Below are 20,443 nucleotides of genomic sequence, written 5' to 3'. Positions count from 1 at the left end.
AGATACCGGGCATTATCATCTCCCTTGATTTTCAGTGAACAACGCAAGTTGGTCTTCCGCGCAACCCCCCTGCAGAATTAGCTTGCCGGTGCGGTGGAGGCGCTCAATAACGCTGCGAATGGGTTCGGCATCCAAATCACGGCGGCTGACTTCCCAAGGTGCACGAGGAGTTATTTGTTCGCGCTTCAACAGGCCGGCTTCAACCAGCCTTTGGATGGTGTGGTGGCTGACGCCGCATATTCGCGCAGCTTCGCTCAAACTCACTCTCTCCGGATCGTGCAGAGCTCGTTTTTGACCGGCAATCGAATGGTTACGCCGGGCTGTCGCTACACGGGTCTGATTCCACCGCTTCCCTTTGCCCGTGGAATAGCCGCGTCGGTTCAACACAGAGGCAATCTGGTCGTCGCCGTATCGAACAGCCATGCGACGAATGATCTCCAGCGCCTCCATGGGCGTGGCCGTTTCCGTTACGGAACGTGGTCGGTCCATCGCGAGTTGCGTATGCGCACCTCCCTTCCAGTGAATCAGCAACTCAAGGCTTTTTTTATCCTGGTCAGTGCGCACAATGATCTCTTCGATGGCGGTGCGGAAGATCATCTTCTTACTGTAAGTGTCGGGGGACAGTGGTTGCTCTGCCAGACTCCAGCAAAATGATCACCCATCGAACGTATTCTGATTTCCTCTTCAGGCGATAACGAGCAGCGCTCGGTTTCGAGACTGGAAAGCCGCTGCTTGACTGCCTCAATCTCTTCCAGCTTTCCGTTCCACCGCCGTTCCAACTCGCTGGCTGCAAGTCGATTCCGGGCATCCACCGCGTCGTACTGTTCGAAGGCCTTCCTCGCCTCATACACCAGTTGCTCGAGCTTGCGGGACAGGGCGGTACATTGAGCGGTGCCGCCGGCACTCAGTTCTTCGAGAGCTCGCAGACTGGCTTCCACCCCCAATGGCGCGATCGCCTTTAATAGTTCTTGTCCTACGCACCGGTCTACCGAGCTGCCGCCGAAGCCGATGCAATACTGCCCGCCATCATCGTAGTCGCCCTTGCAAAGGTCGCGCGCATGGGTGCCACGGCCGCCCCAATACCGTACATGCAGCTTGCGCCCACAATGTCCGCAGCGCAGGAGTCCGACCAGAAGACCCTGGCCTGCGCGAATCGCCGCCATCGATTCGTCCCCCTCCCAGTTCACCGAATTGCGCCGTATCATTCGCTGATTCTCTTCGTAGGCTGCCCAGTCAATATAACCTACATGATGATCGCGGATGAAGACGCGGCACTCTTCGGCGGGGCGCATCGCGCTCTGACGTTTCTCGAGCCGGCCCCCTACCAGCAGGGTCGTTACTGGACGCCGTCCCCAAACATAGGCACCGGCGTAGGAGGGATTGCGTAAAATGTCGCGGATTAGGCTCTGCGAAGGAAGCTTCGAGATCAGCCGCGTTCCCTGTATGGGATTGACCGGTAGCTCCAGGTCGTGATCACGGAACCATTGGAATGTCTGACGCACGCTCCACAGTTCTCGAAACTTGGCGAACACGAGCTGTATCGCTTCGCAGACCCGTCTGTCGGGATGAAACATGATCTTACCCACGGGGTCGCGGGCATACCCGATCGGAAGTCTTTTGAACAGTTCGCCGCGGCGCGCTTTGGCTTCCTGCCCCGCCAGCATTCGTTGGCGTATAACCTTGAGCTCGACGACGCTGAGTGTCCCTTTGATGCCCAACACCAACTGATCGTCTAGATTATTCAAATCGTAGACCTGTTGCTCGTCAGCGATTAGCGTTCCAAAGATCTGGCATACCTCCAACAGCCGACACCAATCTTTGTCCGTTCGGGATAGCCGTGATACCTCTCGGCTGCCGACGATTCCGACCTCTCCCAGTGCTACCGAGCTGAGGACGCGCTCAAAGCCTTCCCGCTGGGCGGCGGCAAGACTCGCGCTCGATCCCAGGTCACTATTGATGATCTCGACCTGCTGCCAGCCCAGCGCACGCACCCGTTCGGCCATCGCATACTGGAGGAGTTGACTTTCCTTATTCTGCCGTACTTGCCGTTCGCTGGATTGCCGAAGGTAGACGATCGCCTTGCGAGCCAGATGCTCCGGTTTGATTTTTGGATTGTGCAAGAGCTCTGTCATTTCCTCTTCTCCCCTCTTCGTGAAACACCGCTGCTATAGCGCGGGCCATGAGATCGATCAGATCGGCGCGTGTCGCTGCGTCCATTGGCACGGCGCCGCATTCCCTTGAGATCATCAAATCTAAAAGTTGAAGTTGCACCAAGACGACCTCCCTGGGGCTTCCGCTAACGCGCGGTCGCCGAAGGTTATCGTGGACCGGGTGAGGTCGAGTTGTGAGGTGATCAATGAAGCGAGAGATAGGAGGGCTTGCTTACCGAGGTGCGGTCGTTGCGAGATCGTGATCTCGGCACACTCCGGCAACAGCATCCAGATGGGAATCTTCAGTCGCCTCCCGGCTGGATCTATGACACAGACCGCCCCATCTCCTTGCTTCGGTCTGCGAAGAATCCGCAGGGTAACACCATGAAGTGGGTGAAAGGGGTAGAAGACCTGAACATCTGTATTATCGGCGCTCAGGGTATTGTGGGCGTGGGTGCCACCATCCCCACCTCCATTGCGTCGTTCCTGGAGGAGGACCATCCCCGGATGGCAGCCGCTGGATCGCGTGCCGGCCCGGCTTCTTTCTTCCCGTGGCCGTGCTTTCCCGTCTGTTCCGGCAGCTATTTCTCAGCGCCTTGCAAAAGTCGTTCGATACCGGCGAGCTACAATTCTTCTCGTCGCTGGAACCGTTGCGTGATCCGGTTGCGTTTCAGCGTTATCTGAACAAGGTCCGCAGAATCAATTGGGTGGTCTACGCCGGGCCGCCATTTGGCAGCGCCGAACAGGTTGTGCACTATGTCGGCCGCTATACCCATCGGGTGGCGATCAGCAACAGCCGTATCGTCGATATCGAAGACGGCAGAGTGCGCTTTCGATGGAAGGATTACCGCCACGGAAGCCAGCAGAAAGTAATGACGCTGGACGCCGGGGAATTCATCCGGCGTTTCCTCATCCATATCCTGCCCGAAGGCTTCAAGCGTATTCGCTACTACGGTTTTCTGGGTAACCGCTACCGCAAGCAAAAGCTCGCTCGCTGCCGTGAACTGCTCGGAATGATATCGCCGGCGCTCATTCGGAGCCGGAAGAGCCATCCGATTGCCCCGAGAAGGCTGAGCACTGCACTGCCGCTTGCTTGCGTCAATGTCCATCCTGTCATCAAGGCCGAATGGTATGCGTCGAGGTCTTGCAGCCAGGTTCGTTCAGCGCCGCTCGTTCACCGGACACTTCTTGATGCGAGACCTCGATCAAACCGCCACCTTCCATTTCGCAATTCTTTCGGCCGCCGTGGCAGCCGATAGATGCCCTGTTGTCGTCCTTCCGACGTCAAACCTCCGGCGCTTCGCATTCTTCGGCTACTTCGCTTCCCAGATGTCTCTTCCACTCAGTACTTTCGTGATAATGTCCCCTTGGGACTTGTCTCCAATCCAGATCACGACGTCTACAAATAACGGCGCAGGGATTCAACACCCATAGCTGCAGCGGCGTGCCCGCGGCTTCGTCCAACACGTTTTTAGTTTACCGGCGCCCCTCGCGAGTGCTCGTGTTGGGTACCGAACCACGCGCCGCCAATCTAAAAACGCTCTCTAGTCACCCAAATCTCGCATAGCTCCGGCGGCTCTCGCATGCACGCCTGCACCTGGCATCAGACGGGCCGATTGCGTTCTGCGATTTCGCCAGAACGGCGATGCGGGCCAACGGCGCTCTAGCCCGTAGAAGTAATCGCGGGTCGTCAGATAATCGGCGAAGCGCGCAATGACAGAGGCTTGGTATTGCTCGAGCGCTGCAGAGCCGCCGGCGAGATGATCGGCGATCGCAGCCGCCGACTGCAGGCCGTCGAGCAGTGCCTTGTGGATGCCCTGCGACGCGATTGGGTCATAGGCGGAGGCCGAATCCCCGACGGCCAGCCAGCTATCGCCGCAAACGCGGTCAAGCAGGAAGCACGGGGCGAACCGGATGATCGTGCGGCGGTGATCGCCAAAATTGCAATCCGCTAGCCATCCCGCCATATGCTTAGTGCTCGCGAGGGCGGACAACCACCGATCCGGCCGATGCGCCATCGCGCGCCTGTTGGTCTCCGCATCGGTGATCCCGGCCACCACAACGCGCTCGCCCGGCAGGTTTGCCGCATACCACCAACCGTTCTCGACCGCCTCCAACATCGTCAATCGGGAGAAATCCGGCGAGGCGGGACGATCCAGCACGGCGCCGAACCAGAGCAGCCGGTCGTGAAGAAGCGGCGTTGCGCCCATGATCCTTGCGAAGCGACGACGGGGGCCTGTCGCATCAATGACGAAGCGCGCGTGAAGGCGCTGCGGCCCTTCGGCAGTCTCGAGCCGCAACTCAAAGACGTCGGTTGCGACGCGCTCGGCGGAAACGAACCTGGCGCCGCTCCTCAATTCTGCGCCGCGCTCTCTTGCCTCCCGTGCCATGAACGCCCCGAATTTTCGCCGATCCAGATGCCAGCCTGCGCCGCGCGGGTTGAGCAGGAAGTCGTTGTAGCCGATGTCGTCCGTACCCCAGGCTGAGCGGCTCCCCAGGCACGGTTCATGCCGGTCTTCAATGAAGCCGTTCCAGATATGCAAGCGTTCCAGCAGCAGTCGGGTGTCCGGCGGGATCGTCTCGCCGATCTGGAAAGTATCGTAGCTGCCGGCTTCGACGATCAGGATGTCGTCGAGCCCGCGCTGGCGAAGCGCCAGTGCGGTTGCGCAACCTGCAATTCCGCCGCCGAGGATGACGGCTGCATGCATCGGGGCCGGGGATCGCTGTGTCGGGCGGACGGGAGACACACTATTCCTTGGGCGAATTGGAATTCATTGGCCAGGACTTAATCTCGGGCTCCTCCACCGCGTCCAGCTGGCTTTCGACTTCGAGGTACTGCTCCGGGCTGTAGGCTGTGTGTCCGGCAATGGCGCTTCCCTGCATCACCGTGCCGATTCTCCACCAATTCAGGATGAACTCGATCGCGTGCTCATACGGATAGCGACCGGCGGTGCCGAGGTCGTCAGAGTGGGTGCCCTTGCCGCGCACCGAATATCGTAGCGAGCCGAGCTTGCCCTCGTGCACGTCGTCGGCGCAATGGATCTGCATGGGCCGTTGAGCCGGCCAGGCCCAGTAGAGCGTCGTGCTGTTGCGCGGATTGGGATCGGTGTTGTGGGTAGCGCAGGCGTTGAAGTCGGTATGCCACGGCAGCGCCATAAACTTACCTGCGTCGCCCGGTTCGAGCGGCGCTGGCACGACGCCGTCCGGGCCCGGATGGAACGGCACGTAGCCCACGGTCAAGAATGGCTGGTCCGACCTGGCCGCGTTGTAATCGAGATGCCGGGTGCGAATGCGAAACGGGCCCGCTCCGGTCTTGTGCCAGTCGGACTGGTAGAGTCCGGGATCCCTCACGATAAACGTCAATTCGATCCCTGGTCCGAAGCCGCCGCCCATGCAGTTCACCAAGGAGGTCTTGTCCAGCTGCTCGCCCGAACCAAGCGGCGCGGCGGCCGCTTTCCGGTAGCGGCCCTTGTTCCACTGGGCCAGCAAGAAATATTGCGTCAATGTCACCGCGAGAAACGCTTTGCCGACGTCGCCGGCAGAAAGCGGCATGAAGGGGGCGCCGTTTGAAAACTGGTTCGGATTGTTGGGGTCGCGGATATAGGCTAGTCCCGCGAGCACTGTGTCGCCGGGATCGTCGGAGGCCTTGATGCCGCCGACGGCGTCGTGCGCGTCGATCGCCCGGTCCGGCAAGTTGACGTTCCAGCGTTGCAGCGCAGCGGCGCGAAAGATCGGAAATATGTCCAGATCGAAGCAGGGTTGGTAGGTCTCGCGGAACCCGTCCGCGAATATCTCCGGGCAAAGTCCGAGCTTGCGAATCCAAGTGTCGTAGACGTCGTCCCAGAGGCTGACCACGTTGAGGCACTGCGGCGAGAAGCTCGGAGGCGCCGTCACGACCCAGGCTCCGTGCACCGTCTGGATATGGCCATCGTCGAATACCAGCACCGCCGACACCGGGCCATCCCCGCTGTCATCGAACCAGCCGTCCTCGTTGATGTCCGCCAGGACGCCTGGTGAAACTTCGCCGTGCAGCAGCGGATAGGGGGTTCCGTCGGCCTGATACCACGCACAGGTCCTGCCATAGCCGCCGGCCACGATCAGCCGGCCTTCGCGGTCGGTGGTGATCTCGCCGAGGTTGTCGAGCTTGCCGGTAGGGCTGTAGAGCCGAGCAAAGCTGGTGTCGGGGAATGATCGCGGATACTGGGGCAGAGGCTTGATCTGCGCGCCGCCGTCCCAGCAGGAAGCCGTGGTCAGTTCGTCGAACTTGACGGTTGTGGGATCCGTCGCGCGGATCGCGCGCGGCCCGGGATCGATGATCAGCCGCCTCAGCCGGGCGGCTTCGCTGAGCTCCGAGCCTTCCGCCAGATTCCTGACCTTGAGTTTGCCGGCATTTTTCTTGTCATAGACGGCAATGCCGAGATCGCCGTTGAACGCGTAGGAGTTCGCCTTTTTTGCTGGCGATGTGAACGGTCCAGATGATGTCGACGACGCACTTTCCGTCGACCACGGAGCCCAATCTGATTTCCGTTCCACCGGGGCAGGGATATTTGCCGGCGTCCGTGCGCGGATACTGAAAAATCCGGAAGCGCGCCGCCTGACGCTTGAGCGCACCTTTGCGATCGCGCAGTTCGCTGCTGGTAATGGTGTCGGATTCCGTGCCGGGCCGGATCGGAAGCCCGCCCATGGTCGTGGAATGGCCCGCCACGGGAAGTCCCGCCATCGTCTCCGGGGCGAAGTAATAGTCTTCGCTGTTCCCGACGCGGGCAAAGCCGATGGCGGGATGGACACGGAACACGTGATCGGACCCTGCCATATCAGCGCTTCCGAAGATTATGAGAACTTGGGCACGGCGTTGTGCTGCCAGCAATTGAGCACCTCGCCGCCGAGTTTGGCCATCAGGGGGCCAAACCCCTGATACGGTTTACCCTGAAACATCTCATTCAGCATGCCTATGAAGCTCACGAAATCACGCACCAGAATCTGCTGCGCCTTTAGGCCGGCCGCATTCAGCTTGCGGTCCGGCAGGAACGTCGCGGGGTACGGCGTCATGCCGCGGATGTGGACAAACTTGCGATAATGCGGCCAGCCGTCGTTAAAGCCGTCGGCCGTGTTTTGATATTCCACACGCACGTCGGAATCGCCCTGGGTTTTGCCTTCGCCTTGCTCGACGATGGCATCGAGCAGTTCTATCGCCTGCCGATAGCCTTCGAGTCCGTCGCTGGTGATCGTGGTTGTCGGCAGGTTGTTGTAGTAGGAACCGAAATAATCCACCTGTCGCACGCCGCCGCGCAAGTCGTCCCGGAGCGCGGTGACGCCGCTGCGGATGGCGGCGTACAATGCGCCGATCGATCCGTATTTAGTCCGGTCCTTCAGCACGTTGAGCTGCGATGGTGGGCTCGGCCATTGCGGATATTCGATTAGGCACATGGTGTTGATACGCTCAAGGTCGAGCGGACCGATGTCGGTGCTATAGGGCGTGAAGAACCGCGTGGGGTCGGGGGTATCAAGCTTGAAATCCAGATGCGGGATCTTCGGGCCGCCATAGACTGGAGCCGTGAAGGTGGGCAAGCCGCCGAAAGCATTGGTCAAGTTGCAGACAAGCTGCGCATGCAGCATCTCCTGATAGACAGCTGACTGGATCAGCTGATAGGCGTTGGAGGCAGGGTCGCGGATGGAATACATCGCCGAGAGATAGTAGGGGATCGTCCAGAACTCCAAATCGATCGCATCCTGCAGAAGGCTTTGCAGGCTCGGTAAGGTCCATTTCGAAACACCAAGATCGATGCCATTCGTCATTGCTACGTTCCAACGGTCGAGAAGTGTGCCTATGGACGCGCGCGCAGCGTTCCTCAATTGTTGGTCGATAAATTGTGACACCCCATGCAAGGCATCGGTGCGGCCGGGGCCGATGCAGGCGGTGGCGGGCAGCTGTCGGCGGGCGGCCTCGTGAAAATGTCGTTGGGCACGGATTTCGGCTGCCAGTGCGCATAGTCGGCCAGCGACAGGCCGGTGCCGATCGTCACATCCGGCTTCGACTGCAGGAAGACGATCGGCTGCATCGGGTCCGTGATCGTGTACCACATCCAGAACATGGTATTGCCGCTCTGCTCGCCTGGCTTGGTCGCAACGAGGGGCAGCGGGCAGCCGATGATCTCGGTATTGCGCCCGGGGCTGAGCACGGGATTATTCTCGATCACGCTCATACATTGACAGCGGCCAGCGACGCCCCAGTTCTTGTGGGGTGACCCCGGCAGCGAGGTATGCGGGCCCCTCGCGCAACTCTTTTGGGAATAGGGCGGTGTGGCGCTGAAATCGACACCATAGCTGTCATGCCTGATCAGTAGCGCGTCGGACCAATCGGGTCCGGCATTGCGACCGTTCCGATTGGAGCTGGCACTGACGAAGTAAGGTGCGGGGCTCGCAACCTCGTGCAGTCGTGTCCGCAGCATCGGCTCATCGGGCTTGAAGTAGACCGACGTGACCAGCGGTTTTGGTGTGCTGTACTTCGCCGCGGTCGAAAAACTGCTCATATAGAAGCTGACCGGCCAGGTCGGCGGCTTGGCCTTCAATGCCGAGCACGCCTTGTAACTCAGGCCGGGAATGAGCTTGCCCGCGGAATCTTCCTGCCGGGCGGCAGTCACTCTTTTGGTCTGCTGCTCGTGTGCCTTGTCATCATTCCAGACCGGCAATTTTGCACTCTCGCAGGTCGCGAGGATCTTATTCACGTCGATATCGTTGCCCGAACCGAATTGATAGAAATTGGTGAAAGCGTAGTCGCCCAAGATGGCCGGCAGGCCATCGTGCTTGTACCAGAACATGGTCCGGGTCGGATAACCCTTCTCGTCAAACCAGAACCAGTCGGCCGCTTCACCCAACGCGCCGGGCTCCATCACCGGCGATTGCTGCTTCCACCAATCGACCTTGGGCCCGGAATCGATCGTCGGCGCGACTGCGTGATTGCCGACACAGACCGGCTTGAACTTCTGGTCCTGCCAAGTGCGTGAGGGAACCTTGTACGGCTTCGCCAGAGTTGCTAGGCACTGAGGGTTCTCGTAGCTGCCGGTGAGGACGTAGGTGGCCTTCTCCGAAATCAGCAAGTCGATGACGCCGCCGAGCTTTGCGCCACGTAGCGTGCTGCGCATCAGCCCGTTCTCGCCGTCATAGACGAGCCGGCCGACCTGAAGCTCGGCCCGGCTCGAGAGATTGTCCAGATCGTTGGATTTGCCCGTGTAGAGATACGGCGCCATCAAGGTCGTCGCCTGCCACCGCTCAGGAAGGGGCTGAGGAGCACTGTTCACACACGCGCCCATCGAGGGCAAATCCGGCTCCGGATAATTTGGAAATGACGATTGCGCGTCAGCTGTCGTTAAAAACGCCAACAATGATGTAACGTAGATCAGGACAAGCCGCGTCTCAAATAACATCGGAGACTCCGCCCTAGGCCGTACGGCGACCCGAGGGGCCGCACCGGAAGCCGCTTTTGTCGGCTATGCGTCTCGTTGGGCAAGCCTCGGATCGGCCGGAGCCAACGGGGATCGCGATGTTGTCAATAGCGCTTCAGCGTGGTGATGTCGGTTTGGTGAAAGATCGAGCCATCGGGTTGCTTCAGCAGCGTGTCGTTGGCGTAGCGCAGTGTCTCGGGGTTCTCGAACTTGACCGATGTCTCATAGCCGATGGCGTTGGCGAAGCCTTGCAGATAGCTGGTCACCAAAACCCCGCCATTGCCGCCCTCGGTCGTGACCGCAAAGGAGCCATCTGGCTTGGGCGGTCCGCTCGCCAGCATCGACAGGCCGCGTGGATTGGAAACCTGCAAGACGATGGAATTCTTCTCCGGAATCCAGATGAAGTATCCGTTTTCTTCGAACACCGGAAACATCGTGGCCAACTTGGAGGTGTCATCGGTTGCCCAATCGAGGCAGCTATACCGCAAGGCCCGCACCGTTTGAGCCCCGTAGGTCAGTCGCGGGATCGCCTCGAAGGTCAACTGCTGAAGGAATGGGGTACGGGTCGATCCGCCCTTGCTGTCCGGCACCGTGTCGATGCCAGTGCCGGTCCATACGCCGATCAAACGGGTCAGAGGGCCCAAGGGTAGCCGGTCCTGAACCGCAATCGGCTCGGACTGGACCTGTTGAGCTTGTGCGCCAGCAGACCATTGAGCGACGACTATTAGCGGTGCAACGCTTAAGGCTACGATTTGCAGTCGATACACGTGCATCACAACTCCTCACAACAGATCCGCACGGAGCCGCGCCCAAGAGATCCGCCAGAACGTTGTAACCGGTCGAGCTAACGGACTTCTTGCATTTTTCACTTCGCGTCTCTCGACGACAAATCAGTCTTTCTTCCTTACAGGTTTAATTGGCTTCCTTACAGGTTTAATTGGTCGCTGATCAACTACAAGAACTTGCAGGTGATGCTCGTGTTGGAGCCGCCTGATTGGGGAAAAGATAGGATTACTCAGGAGCTATTTGATCGCCCCGCCTATATTTACTTGCCTATATTTACTTAAGGGCGATAGCGTCGAGTGACTATGGTACCGTGGATGTTGTACAGTCAACGAAGCCCTCAAGAGGTGCGCCGCACCTACTGTGACTTGCTCATGGCTGGGCCGCCGCGTCTGCGGCGGCCCCTCGTCGCGAAGGCGGCGGTTACGCGAGACATCAGCGCCTTGGTCGTTGCCGTCAGGATGTGCGCGGCTGCTCTTTTGCGACAAGAAGCTTCGCTCCTCAGGCTTGCCTAAGGTTTCAAAGTCGCGGCTCTGAACGCTGGCGCGTCCACATGGTAATCCATGCGCCATTGAAGCTTTTCTTAATTGAGGGACAGATGTCTCATGCGGCGGTTGAACTAATCGTCGACGGTTATGTCCGCGCTTCTGTCGTCGTCCGTTCTTTAATCGCGGGCACGGTGGCGATGCGGGTGGCACCGCAGTCGTCGCATTGCTCGACATGGCCACCGAGCAGCGCCGTCGGACACGCCGTGATGGCGCCCATCACGCGCCGTTCGACGCGGCCGAGATGACCGGCATACGCCTGCCGAAAGGCGTCGCCGTGGCGGCGGAATACATCCGCCACCTCCAAAGGCGGACCCATGGCACCCAATCAGCCGGGCGGAATGATCTCCAATCGCAGTCGATCAAGCGGACTCGGGGTCTGGCTGATCGTTTTGGTGGCGACCTGGGTGTAGCGCGTTGTGCTCGACAGGCTGGCATGGCCGAGCAGCACCTGGATGACGCGGATATCGGCGCCGTTCTCCAAAAGATGGGTGGCAAAACTGTGCCGCAGCGTGTGCACCGTCACGTGCTTGCTCAGGCCGGCCGCAGTGCGGGCTGAACGGCAGGCGGCGTGCAGCACGGTGGGCTCAAGCGGCCGCTCGCCATCGCGGCCAGGAAACAGCCAGTGCGTCGGTCGGGTCAGCCGCCAATAGGCCCGCAGAATCCGCAGAAGCTGTGGGGAGAGCATGACGTAACGGTCCCTGCCGCCTTTGCCCTGCTCGACCCGGATCACCATGATTTTCTCATCCGAAGGCCGCTGGGCCGACACCCATCACGAGGAGGTCGCGAAGGCTCAAGCTGAGGCGACCGGTGTCGATATCGAAGCGATCAGGCGCTTCGTCGACCGCTCGAATTACCACGTCGTTCCAGTCGACGACGAGGTAATCAAGAGCCAGCGGGCCGTCGCCGACCGCTTCGCCCGTCTTGGGCTGATCCCAAGGCCGATCGGCGTGTCCGACATCGTCTGGAAGTGGACGCCCGGCTCTTGACGGAGAGCGCCCGGGGAGACTCGTTCCCCCGCGTCCAATTTCACCGCGTGACTCCCTCAAACGAACGCGGCGACGGCTCGATCAATTCCTTCGCGTCTTGCGGTGCAGGGGTAGGGATGTCATTGATGAATATCATTGGGGGGCCGCGTAGATACGACGGCGTCAAATTCCGCCAAGCGTCAGGAGCCCAGGGGTCAGCGCATTCGCTGCCTATTCACTCCGGACGCGCCGACGTGAGGTATTCGTCGGCCATCGCGTCAGTGCGGACGGCGGTAAATCGTGGATCGAAGAAGGCGAGGTTCACGCCAGCTTTGAAGATTCGTTCTCGAATGTGACGCGCGAAGTGGACATCAAGGAGTACCAATCGCACGTCGCCGCTTTACGCAAAATGTCGTTGATTATGCCGTTCGAGGCCGCGACGCGCGACGCCTAGCAGCGGCCCATCGCGCGTTCTTGGTAGCTACAAGGCCGGTTCGGAGCCGACTGCGACCGCGTAGTGTAGCTGCCATCATAGTTGCGGCCCGTGGTCATCGTATAGGTGCCGGCTGTGGACGTTGAGGTGGTGACGGTCCGCCCCAACCCGTCGGTGCGTGACGTAGTGACAATCTCGTCCGCGAAGGCGGTTGAGCCGGTTGCGAGAAGGATTGCGAAAGCAAAGGCACGCATGGTGCGGCACTCCATTCATTCAAAGGGCATCGTCAACTTAATCGACCGCCGAGCCGAAGGAGGCGATTCTCAAAGGTTCGAGATTCGGCGATAGCGCTTGTCGTGGAGATCTCGCGCCAAGTCGCAAGGCTCGTTCGCGCGAAGCACGATGGAAGTCGGCAGTGACGGCTCCGGGATAGGGGATGTGGAAAAGGTTCGCGACCTGATCGTGAACTGACAGAAACCGTTGAGCCTGACGGGACGATTTGAAACGCGTCATGATCCGCTCGCGTCGCCGCGTCGGCTGATGAGAATTCTCGGCCCGATTGTTGAGAGCTTTGCGCTGGCGATGTTCGACGTGAAAGCCCATCTTTGCCCTCGCAGCGCCGTACGAACGGAGCTTGTCCGTGATCATCACGCGCGGCGGCGTGCCGGCGGATTTCGAGAGCTTCTTCATGAGCCGCTGCGCAGCGCGCGAGTCTCTTCCGCGCTGGATCAAGACGTCGAGAACGAAGCCATTCTGGTCGACAGCGCGCCAGAGCCAATGTTGTGCGCCCGCGATCGAGATAACGACTTCGTCCAGATGCCATTTGTCACCGCGAGCGGGTGCGCGCTGGCGGATCCGATCGGAGAACGGCTTGCCGAATTTCCGCCCCCACTGGCGCACGGTTTCATAGGTCACGCCAATGCCACGCGCCGCCAGCATTTCCTCGACCATGCGCAAGCTTAAGGGAAACCGGAAATACAACCAAACGGCATAGCTGATCACTTCCGGTGGGAAGCGATGGCGGCGATAAAGAGGGTCCCGGGCGGTCGGCATGCCCGTCGTCTACCCCCTCGGCCGCTCCAATTCGTTAACTTGACGGTACCGCGCCTGGCGGTAAAGCGGCAAATGCCAATAATACTTGGCGTCGATCACATGCGCGACGAGCCGCTCGGTGGGCAATCCTCCCCTAATCAGTCGCTCGGGAGCAGCGTGCTGGAGGACGACGCCATGACAGGCGCGGCAGGCTAAAGCGGATTCCTGTCATTTAGAAGCATAGCCTGCGTGAGCGAAATAGTTGGTGCATTCGCGTGGGCTTAGTTGTGGGATGAACGAACGGATCGCGCGCGTGAGATGCGGAACTGCCGCCAGCGATCCGAAATACAAGGACAGCATCCCTCCAAGTTCTAGTAGCTGTACTCTCTTCCTATTCTAGCGCAAATTGAAGCCGCTGCTTCGCAGGAGAGGAAGCAGGAGAGGAACATGTAGCATGAGGGGTTGCTGCTAGATGCAGCGACACGGAGGCAAGCTCTGAGGGTACGCAGATGCGCGATGCTCTCCCTCTCGTCCAAGCAGAGCTTTGCCGCTGACAGCGTGTCAGCTCATCCATGGAGCTTGCCAGGAGGTATCATGGCCATCACGTACTTGACAAAAACCGAGTTGGGCCAGTTTCTTCACCACACCGGCAACTACATCGAGCCGAGTGTCAGAAAGGCGCTGATCGACTCGCTAGAGAGTAGCGGTGTGTTCCACGATGGCACCACGGCACAGGTTCAGTATGGTCCGTTTCCCGGAGGGGCGGTCTCGCCTGGCACCCAGATCCTGAACGTTGCGTCGTCCACGACGGTAGAGACGAATCCCGCTCTGAAAGCGATCATCCTAAACGACGCCGGTGGCAAGACGCTCAATGTCAGCGGTGGCGACAACGACGTGTTCGTTGCCATGGGCGAGGGCTCCGACACCCTAAACTTGTTCGACAGCGGCAACGATACGGTCTACGCCGGTTCAGGCAACGACGTCATCAATGCTGGTGGTGCGAGCGGTAACAGCTCGCTGTACGGCGGCGCTGGCAATGACAGCATCTATGGCGGCACCGGCAACGACACGTTGGATGGCGGTACCGGACAGGACTATTTGCAGGCAGGAACCGGCGCGCAATCGCTGGTCGGCGGGGCAGGTAATGACTTCCTCATAGATGTGGCCTCGGGACGCAGCACGCTTTCTGGCGGCGACGGCAACGACACGCTGGTCGGCGTGCAGGGCGACTACTTGCAGGGCGGTAGGGGCAACGACGAGTTCTGGCTCAATGGCGGCGCCCCCGGGGCAAATGCGACGCTGCAGGGTGGAAGCGGCGACGATACCTTCCATATCCAAACGCACGCCGGAAACGCCACCATCATTGGCGGCGACGGCTACGATGCAGTCGAGTTTGCGGATCGGTCTTGGCATGATATCACCGGGATCGATTTCGATGCGAGCACGTTGACCTGGACGCTGCATTTTACCGACAACCAGACGATCTCGGTCAGCGGAGTTGAAGAACTCAGGTTTACCGATCAGGCTTCCGATCTGACGAAGCACTAATTCGGTACCGGCGGTTCACTTGTAAAGCCCCGCTCGCGCGGGGCTTTTGCTGTGTGGTCAAACGCGCGATCTACCTCTTTGTGAGAGGCCCGTGTAAGGGGATGGTTGAAACGGCCCAATCTTCAGTACATGCCCAGGTGCTTCCAAGCACGCCGCTGTGATTTCGACCTGATCCGCGAACTCCCATACGGGCCTGCGACATATGACGGTCGCAATAAAGGCCGGACAGATGTCAGCACCCGACTACGCGCAACACCTAGTCCAAAGATTCTTCTTGCATCCACCGGCGCATTCGGCGAAGAGGCTGCGGATATGACGCGTCTCGCAAGCGAGAAGCTTGGACAACGCTGCCCGTTGCCCACAGCCACAACAGCAGCAAGCAAGAGTAGCGTAAGGTTATTGGGAAGCACGAACGGCAGCAGCTCCACTTAAGAAACCGGACCCAGTGGTCCTCAGCATAGGGTCCACTTCACAAGGCATGAACTTGTGGCGTTCGGCGAACGACGGCGTTCAGGCATTCACCGGGTTTGGCAATCAACGGGTCAAGTCATGGATTGTCTGGAATTTCTTCGGACAAGCATAGCGAAAAAGGAGCTGCCAACCTACGTCTATGGTTATCCCTCCAAGCGAGCGTATCGGGCCTTTCCGCAGCCACTCCGCATAACTGATGTCGTTGAGCAGGCTCGCCGTTCTAAGCAAATCAACATCTATATCCATATCCCGTTCTGCCGCTATCGCTGCACTTACTGCACGCTCTTTCTTGCAACGCGTCAAAAACCGGAGACGAGGGAATCTTATGTTGTTCGATTGGTAGAGCACATCGCGCGATATGGAGAATACTTCGGAGATCGAGAGGTTGTAAGTATCTATTTCGGCGGCGGCACGCCAACCTTGCTGATTCAGCATCAATTCGGCAAGCTTTTCGCCGCCCTCGACGCTGCATTTCCAAAACGAAGCCGAAAATGTGAGATTACGGTCGAGAGCGCGCCAGACACTTTCGACAACAACCTTCTGGATTGCTTGAAGGCCTTTGGCGTCAACCGAATGAGCATGGGCATCCAAAGCATGGTACCCGGCGAGCTTGCGCACTCTGGTAGACCATATTCGGTCGAGACTGCAGAAGCGAGAATCAAAGCGCTGATGGACCGTTTTTCCCATGTCAATCTTGATCTGATCTACGGCCTGCGTGGTCAAACCCGTGCCTCCTGGATCTTTTCGCTTGGCCGCGCGCTCGACTATGAGCCGCAGACACTCTCTCTTTACCCCGTTGTTGTTCGTCCGATGACAAACATCATGACCTCGAAGGCGCACAATCCCGAATTATTCCTCTCTGAAGCGGAAAAGTATGAGGTCTACGACCAGAACGTTGCTCTGATGGCGTCCAAAGGTTACCGTCAGGAATCCTTCACGCGTTTCACCAAGATCGCTGGCGACCGAGCCTACCGGCAGGAGGCCTCGGATTTCGAGGGAACGCCCCTGCTAGGATTGGGAGTTGGCGCCAGAAGCTATTTCGGGCAATATCACTATGGCACGGACTATGCCGTCAATTCTCGTGCCGCTTCGTCAATTATCGACGCGTTCTCGACTCGCTCCTTCGATCCTGACGCGATAGCATCGCACGGAATCAAACTGACGCCGGGAGATCTCGCGCGTCGCTACGTCCTGCTTGGCCTCACGTTGTCCGCACTGAGCAGAAAGAACTACGCTTCAGTATTCGGACGCGAACTGGCGGCCGATTTCAGCGAAGAGCTCAAGGCGCTCGAATGTCTGCAACTCGTCGACTTGGCAGACGGTGATACTTATCAACTGACTCACGCGGGATTCAAATATTCGAGTATTGTGGCGCGAGTGTTTTACTCAAGGACGGTGGCGGCCCTCGAAGAGCAATATCAGGCAGCGTGAGGTGCAGTATGCAAGAGGCAGCGAAGCATTCACCCTTATGGTGGGATTCGGGCTACGCCGATCCCAACGTATCGTGTATGGGTGGTCCTAGCCCCGAAATCTTCGAGATAGCACCAGCTCTCCGCGCGAAGAGCGTGGTTGTCGAGCTGGGTTGCGGCGAGGGGCGCAATGCCCTCTATTTGGCCCATTTTGATCATCAGGTGATCGCGACCGACATCTCCGAAGCCGCCATCTCCAAGCTGAACCGGCTGGCAGGCGATCTTGGCGTGAACATAACGAGCGGTGTGGCTCGTGTTGAAGACGTCCAGCCGCCTGCTTACCTCGACGTCTTTATAGCGCATTGCGTATTGCATTTCACGGAACGGACCGTCTGGAAACCGCTCGTCACGACCTTAATCGATCGGACGCGGCCTGGAGGATTTCACTGCTTCACCAACACGCTCGATCGACCAGACCATCCTATTCCTAAGGAGGGGTTGGCATCTGGTCACAAGAAATCGTTCTCGCGCGGAGAGCTGGAGGCCATCTATACAGAAGCCGGTTGGGAGATCTTGCGCTCCGATCATTACATTAAATGGGACTCGCACCCTGGCATTCCAATCCATTCACACTGCATCGAGAAAGTTGTGGTTCGTAACCCAATTGGATCTGAAGATCTCCCGCGAATCACAGCTGAACCCATCAAGGCAGCCGGGATGATTCCTGCCAAACAGTTTGATACCTTGAAACTGGGCACACCACGCGATGTCATAATTGAAATGCTCGGCTCGCCGCCAGCCAACCATGGGGTGACGACTACCCGGAAGACAGTCGGCGGCAACAATCAAGAGGCCATAGCGGACGGCTACGTACGTGAGGATATGATCTATGGCGATCATGGCCTTCAGTTCGTCAATGGAACGCTTACCGGCAAATATCGATACTTCACACCCCCGAAGCGCTTGAGCATTCGAGATGAGTGATGCTCGACGGTTTCTCATTGGCCGCCGAAACGTCTCGGGTCACGTCACCACCATCACCAAGGTCGCGGGGGACCTCGGCGAAGACGAAGATTGGCTGCGGAGACGTCACCAATGAAATGGAGTTCGAGGACGGAGCCATATAGGTCTATGGCCTTGGCGAAGACAGAGTCCAGGCGTTCACCGACTTCCACATCGAACGCCTCATCGAGCTCATCCAAATTTATAAAGAAATTCGGAGTTGCTTAAGTGCTGGCCATCAGAATAATCCAACCGGGCCCGCGGCCTGCGCCAGCTTATGATTACCCACAAAATTTACTGATTTTGAGACGCGCGCCTGAGCCAGAAACTTGAATCGGAAGAATCACTTGTGATTCTTTGTGGAGCACCTGATTCGGGATGAAGGGGTGCTCTATGGGACTACGTTTACGGGCCGGTGCGAGCAGAAAGGTATGCCGGTCGACGCCTGATGCGCAGACTTGGTTTGATCGCGAAGCTACGATGTGTGAATTCAAGGACGCGCGACTTGGTGAGAGATTTCGCGTGTTGCTGAAGCAGATTGGCGGTGACATCGGGCAGAGCATTCCGATGGTTTGTCAGGATTGGGCGAATACCAAGGCGGCCTATCGCTTTTTCTCCAATGAACGGGTAAGCGAGGCCGACATCTTGTCCGGCCACTTCAAAACGACACGCGAGCGCATCGCGCCGGTGAAGGCGCCGATTCTGATCCTGCATGACACGACGGAATTCACCTATAAGAGAGAGCATCCGGAGCTGATTGGGATGACCAAGCGCATCCCGAATGGCCGACGAGGTCTGGACGGCAAACCTCAATCGTACGCGGCATGCGGAATACTGATGCATTCGAGCCTTGCGGTGACGCTCGACGGACTTCCGCTGGGGCTCGGTGCGGTAAAATTCTGGACCAGGAAGAAATTTCGAGGGGTCGCGGCGCTCAGACGCGAAGTCAATCTGACGCGGATCCCATCGAAACCAAGGAAAGCATTCGATGGCTGGAAAACCTCAAGCAATCCACGGAGCTTTTCGACGATCCCACGCAATGCATCCATATCGGCGATCGCGAGGCCGACATCTATGAATTGTTTTGCGAGGCGCAGAAAGTTGGAACGCACTTTTTGGTAAGAACCTGTGTCGATCGTTTGGCAGGAGACGGCGATCATACTGTTGCAGCAGCAATGGATGAAGTCGCAGTCAAAGGCCTGCCTCGGCTCGAGGTGCGGGACAACAAGGGCAATCCGGACAAGGCCGTTCTTGAAGTAAGATATCGCAAAATCCGCATTCTGCCGCCGATTGGCAAGAAGGCGCGCTATCCCGGTCTGACTTTGACGGTAATCCATGCGATCGAAAGGGGAACTCCGAAGAACAGAAAGAAGATCGAATGGAAGCTCTTGACCGATCTTCCGGTGCACTCTCGTAAGGATGCAATCGAGAAGTTGGAGTGGTATTCTCTAAGGTGGAAAATCGAAGTCGTCCACAAGATCCTCAAGTCTGGTTGCAAGGCAGAGGACTTGCAGCTGCGGACCGCGCAACGATTGACAAACTTGATTGCGTTGCTCTGCATTGTGAGCTGGCGTCTATATTGGATGACCATGCTCAACCGAGCGGCATCAAAGGCACCGCCAGAATTTGCTCTGACCAAGGCCGAAATCAAATTGCTTGATCGGCTTGTCAAAGACAAAAACCCGGTGAGCCCGTTACGAAGGACGCTCTCGCACTATCTGATCAAGATTGCCAGACTCGGCGGTTACCTCGCCCGTGCTAACGATCGGCCTCCCGGCAACCTGGTCATGTGGCGCGGATTATCGCGTCTCATCGACATCGCAATCGGAGTTGAAATCTAACCCAGAAATGTGGGTAATCGTAAGCTGCGCCGGATGCGTACTGAAGACAAAGCGAGCGCCGTTAGGGATATAAAAGCAGGCGGCCTCGCCGTTTACGACATTGCCCAACGGATCACTGCGTAGCTCCGCGGACGGATCTTTGTACCGGTGTACGCTCGCAGAGTGGGCCGCGATTAAAAGCATACAGTCATTCGGCGGCTACTGGTGGCCTGTGAAGCCCATTCCTGCGCACACCGGGCGATCGCGACCGGAGGTTCCGATTGATCACGCCCGGCTCTACCGATTGATTGCGACCAGGCGTTCCGATTGATCGCGACCACCATTCCGGGCGATCGCGACCAGCCTGTGGACGGGTGTGACCGGCACCGTTGGGTGATCTGCGAATCAGCATGGCGTTCGCTCCTTTCCACGAGGAGCGGGGGCAAATGCCAGGACCGAGATTACCTATGCGCAAAATCCGCGACGTGCTGCGGCTGTCCGCCGCCGGCATGTCCAAACGCAAGATCGCCGCCAGCCTGGGGGTGAGTGCGACGGCCGCCGGAGAGTGCATCCGGCGGGCCCGGCGCGCCGGCCTCGCCTGGCCGGTACCGGAAGGCCTGACGGACGAGGCGCTGGAGGCCCGGCTCTACCGCCCTCCAACGGTCGGGGCAAAGAATCGTCGACCGCAGCCAGACTGGGCGGCGGTCCACCGCGAGCTTCGCCGGCCAGGGGTGACGCTGCAGCTATTGTGGGAGGAGCATCGCGCGGCCTACCCGGACGGTTACGGGTACAGTCGTTATGTTGCGGCCAGATTTATGTTGTCGCTGCTGGAGTGAGCCA

Annotated in this window: 13 protein-coding genes and 7 pseudogenes; 8 read left to right on the top strand and 12 right to left on the bottom strand. The window is 58.8% G+C overall.

Annotated elements, in window-relative coordinates; all coding sequences use genetic code 11:
- Positions 1-15: 15 nt before the first annotated feature.
- Entirely contained in the window at positions 16-597 is a 582-nt protein-coding gene (locus ACVJGD_RS26995; RefSeq protein WP_456637107.1) for a recombinase family protein, read from the bottom strand.
- The gene (locus tag ACVJGD_RS26990; protein ID WP_456637106.1) at positions 594-2,132 is read right to left on the bottom strand and encodes a recombinase family protein; all 1,539 of its coding nucleotides are present in this window, start codon (positions 2,130-2,132) and stop codon (positions 594-596) included. Before ACVJGD_RS26990 ends, ACVJGD_RS26995 begins: the two co-directional genes overlap by 4 nt.
- Before the next feature lie 476 nt (positions 2,133-2,608).
- On the opposite strand from ACVJGD_RS26990, the pseudogene ACVJGD_RS26985 reads away from it, so the two are divergent.
- A pseudogene (locus tag ACVJGD_RS26985) lies at positions 2,609-3,342 on the top strand (IS91 family transposase); the annotation flags it as partial.
- A 352-nt stretch (positions 3,343-3,694) separates the two neighbouring features.
- On the opposite strand, the gene ACVJGD_RS26980 reads toward ACVJGD_RS26985, so the two are convergent.
- From ACVJGD_RS26980 to ACVJGD_RS26945, 8 genes and pseudogenes are all read right to left on the bottom strand, one after another.
- Positions 3,695-4,858 carry a tryptophan 7-halogenase gene (locus ACVJGD_RS26980; RefSeq protein ID WP_456637105.1) on the bottom strand — a complete coding sequence of 388 codons (1,164 nt, stop codon included), beginning with the start codon at positions 4,856-4,858 and terminating at the stop codon, positions 3,695-3,697.
- A gap of 40 nt (positions 4,859-4,898) precedes the next feature.
- Positions 4,899-6,563, bottom strand: coding sequence for a LodA/GoxA family CTQ-dependent oxidase (locus tag ACVJGD_RS26975; protein ID WP_456640387.1), 1,665 nt, complete (start codon positions 6,561-6,563; stop codon positions 4,899-4,901).
- Complete coding sequence (locus ACVJGD_RS26970) at positions 6,550-7,017, bottom strand: LodA/GoxA family CTQ-dependent oxidase (protein ID WP_456637104.1); 468 nt, start codon at positions 7,015-7,017, stop codon at positions 6,550-6,552. Before ACVJGD_RS26970 ends, ACVJGD_RS26975 begins: the two co-directional genes overlap by 14 nt.
- Positions 6,981-7,946, bottom strand: a complete 966-nt coding sequence (locus tag ACVJGD_RS26965) for a ferritin-like domain-containing protein (RefSeq protein WP_456637103.1) — start codon at positions 7,944-7,946, stop codon at positions 6,981-6,983. Before ACVJGD_RS26965 ends, ACVJGD_RS26970 begins: the two co-directional genes overlap by 37 nt.
- A gap of 53 nt (positions 7,947-7,999) precedes the next feature.
- Positions 8,000-9,397 carry a hypothetical protein gene (locus ACVJGD_RS26960; RefSeq protein WP_456637102.1) on the bottom strand — a complete coding sequence of 466 codons (1,398 nt, stop codon included), beginning with the start codon at positions 9,395-9,397 and terminating at the stop codon, positions 8,000-8,002.
- Between the two features lie 299 nt (positions 9,398-9,696).
- Positions 9,697-10,236, bottom strand: coding sequence for a heme-binding beta-barrel domain-containing protein (locus tag ACVJGD_RS26955; protein ID WP_456637101.1), 540 nt, complete (start codon positions 10,234-10,236; stop codon positions 9,697-9,699).
- 820 nt (positions 10,237-11,056) lie between these two features.
- Positions 11,057-11,239, bottom strand: a pseudogene (locus tag ACVJGD_RS26950) (transposase zinc-binding domain-containing protein); the annotation flags it as partial.
- 9 nt (positions 11,240-11,248) lie between these two features.
- Positions 11,249-11,653, bottom strand: a pseudogene (locus tag ACVJGD_RS26945) (tyrosine-type recombinase/integrase); the annotation flags it as partial.
- Between the two features lie 7 nt (positions 11,654-11,660).
- Here ACVJGD_RS26945 and ACVJGD_RS26940 point away from each other — a divergent pair.
- A pseudogene (locus tag ACVJGD_RS26940) lies at positions 11,661-11,909 on the top strand (sulfonate ABC transporter substrate-binding protein); the annotation flags it as partial.
- Positions 11,910-12,612: 703 nt separating this feature from the next.
- Here ACVJGD_RS26940 and ACVJGD_RS26935 read toward each other — a convergent pair.
- Positions 12,613-13,374, bottom strand: a pseudogene (locus tag ACVJGD_RS26935) (IS6 family transposase).
- A 48-nt stretch (positions 13,375-13,422) separates the two neighbouring features.
- A pseudogene (locus tag ACVJGD_RS26930) lies at positions 13,423-13,566 on the bottom strand (IS66 family transposase); the annotation flags it as partial.
- A gap of 381 nt (positions 13,567-13,947) precedes the next feature.
- Here ACVJGD_RS26930 and ACVJGD_RS26925 point away from each other — a divergent pair.
- The 6 genes and pseudogenes from ACVJGD_RS26925 to ACVJGD_RS26900 all read left to right on the top strand — a co-directional run bounded on the left by ACVJGD_RS26925 (position 13,948) and on the right by ACVJGD_RS26900 (position 20,439).
- Entirely contained in the window at positions 13,948-14,901 is a 954-nt protein-coding gene (locus ACVJGD_RS26925; protein WP_456637100.1) for a calcium-binding protein, read from the top strand.
- 549 nt (positions 14,902-15,450) lie between these two features.
- Positions 15,451-16,803, top strand: a complete 1,353-nt coding sequence (locus ACVJGD_RS26920) for a coproporphyrinogen-III oxidase family protein (RefSeq protein ID WP_456637099.1) — start codon at positions 15,451-15,453, stop codon at positions 16,801-16,803.
- A gap of 8 nt (positions 16,804-16,811) precedes the next feature.
- Positions 16,812-17,765, top strand: a complete 954-nt coding sequence (locus tag ACVJGD_RS26915; protein ID WP_456637098.1) for a class I SAM-dependent methyltransferase — start codon at positions 16,812-16,814, stop codon at positions 17,763-17,765.
- 396 nt (positions 17,766-18,161) lie between these two features.
- A pseudogene (locus ACVJGD_RS26910) lies at positions 18,162-18,353 on the top strand (transposase DNA-binding-containing protein); the annotation flags it as partial.
- Positions 18,354-18,607: 254 nt separating this feature from the next.
- The gene (locus tag ACVJGD_RS26905; protein ID WP_456637097.1) at positions 18,608-19,624 is read left to right on the top strand and encodes an IS4 family transposase; all 1,017 of its coding nucleotides are present in this window, start codon (positions 18,608-18,610) and stop codon (positions 19,622-19,624) included.
- A gap of 425 nt (positions 19,625-20,049) precedes the next feature.
- A complete protein-coding gene (locus tag ACVJGD_RS26900) occupies positions 20,050-20,439 on the top strand; it encodes a hypothetical protein (protein ID WP_456637096.1) in 390 nt (129 codons plus the stop codon).
- Positions 20,440-20,443: the final 4 nt, after the last annotated feature.

This window comes from Bradyrhizobium sp. USDA 10063 (assembly GCF_054063735.1).
Note: the sequence above shows the minus strand (reverse complement) of the source record. Positions and strands in the feature narration are given on the sequence as shown.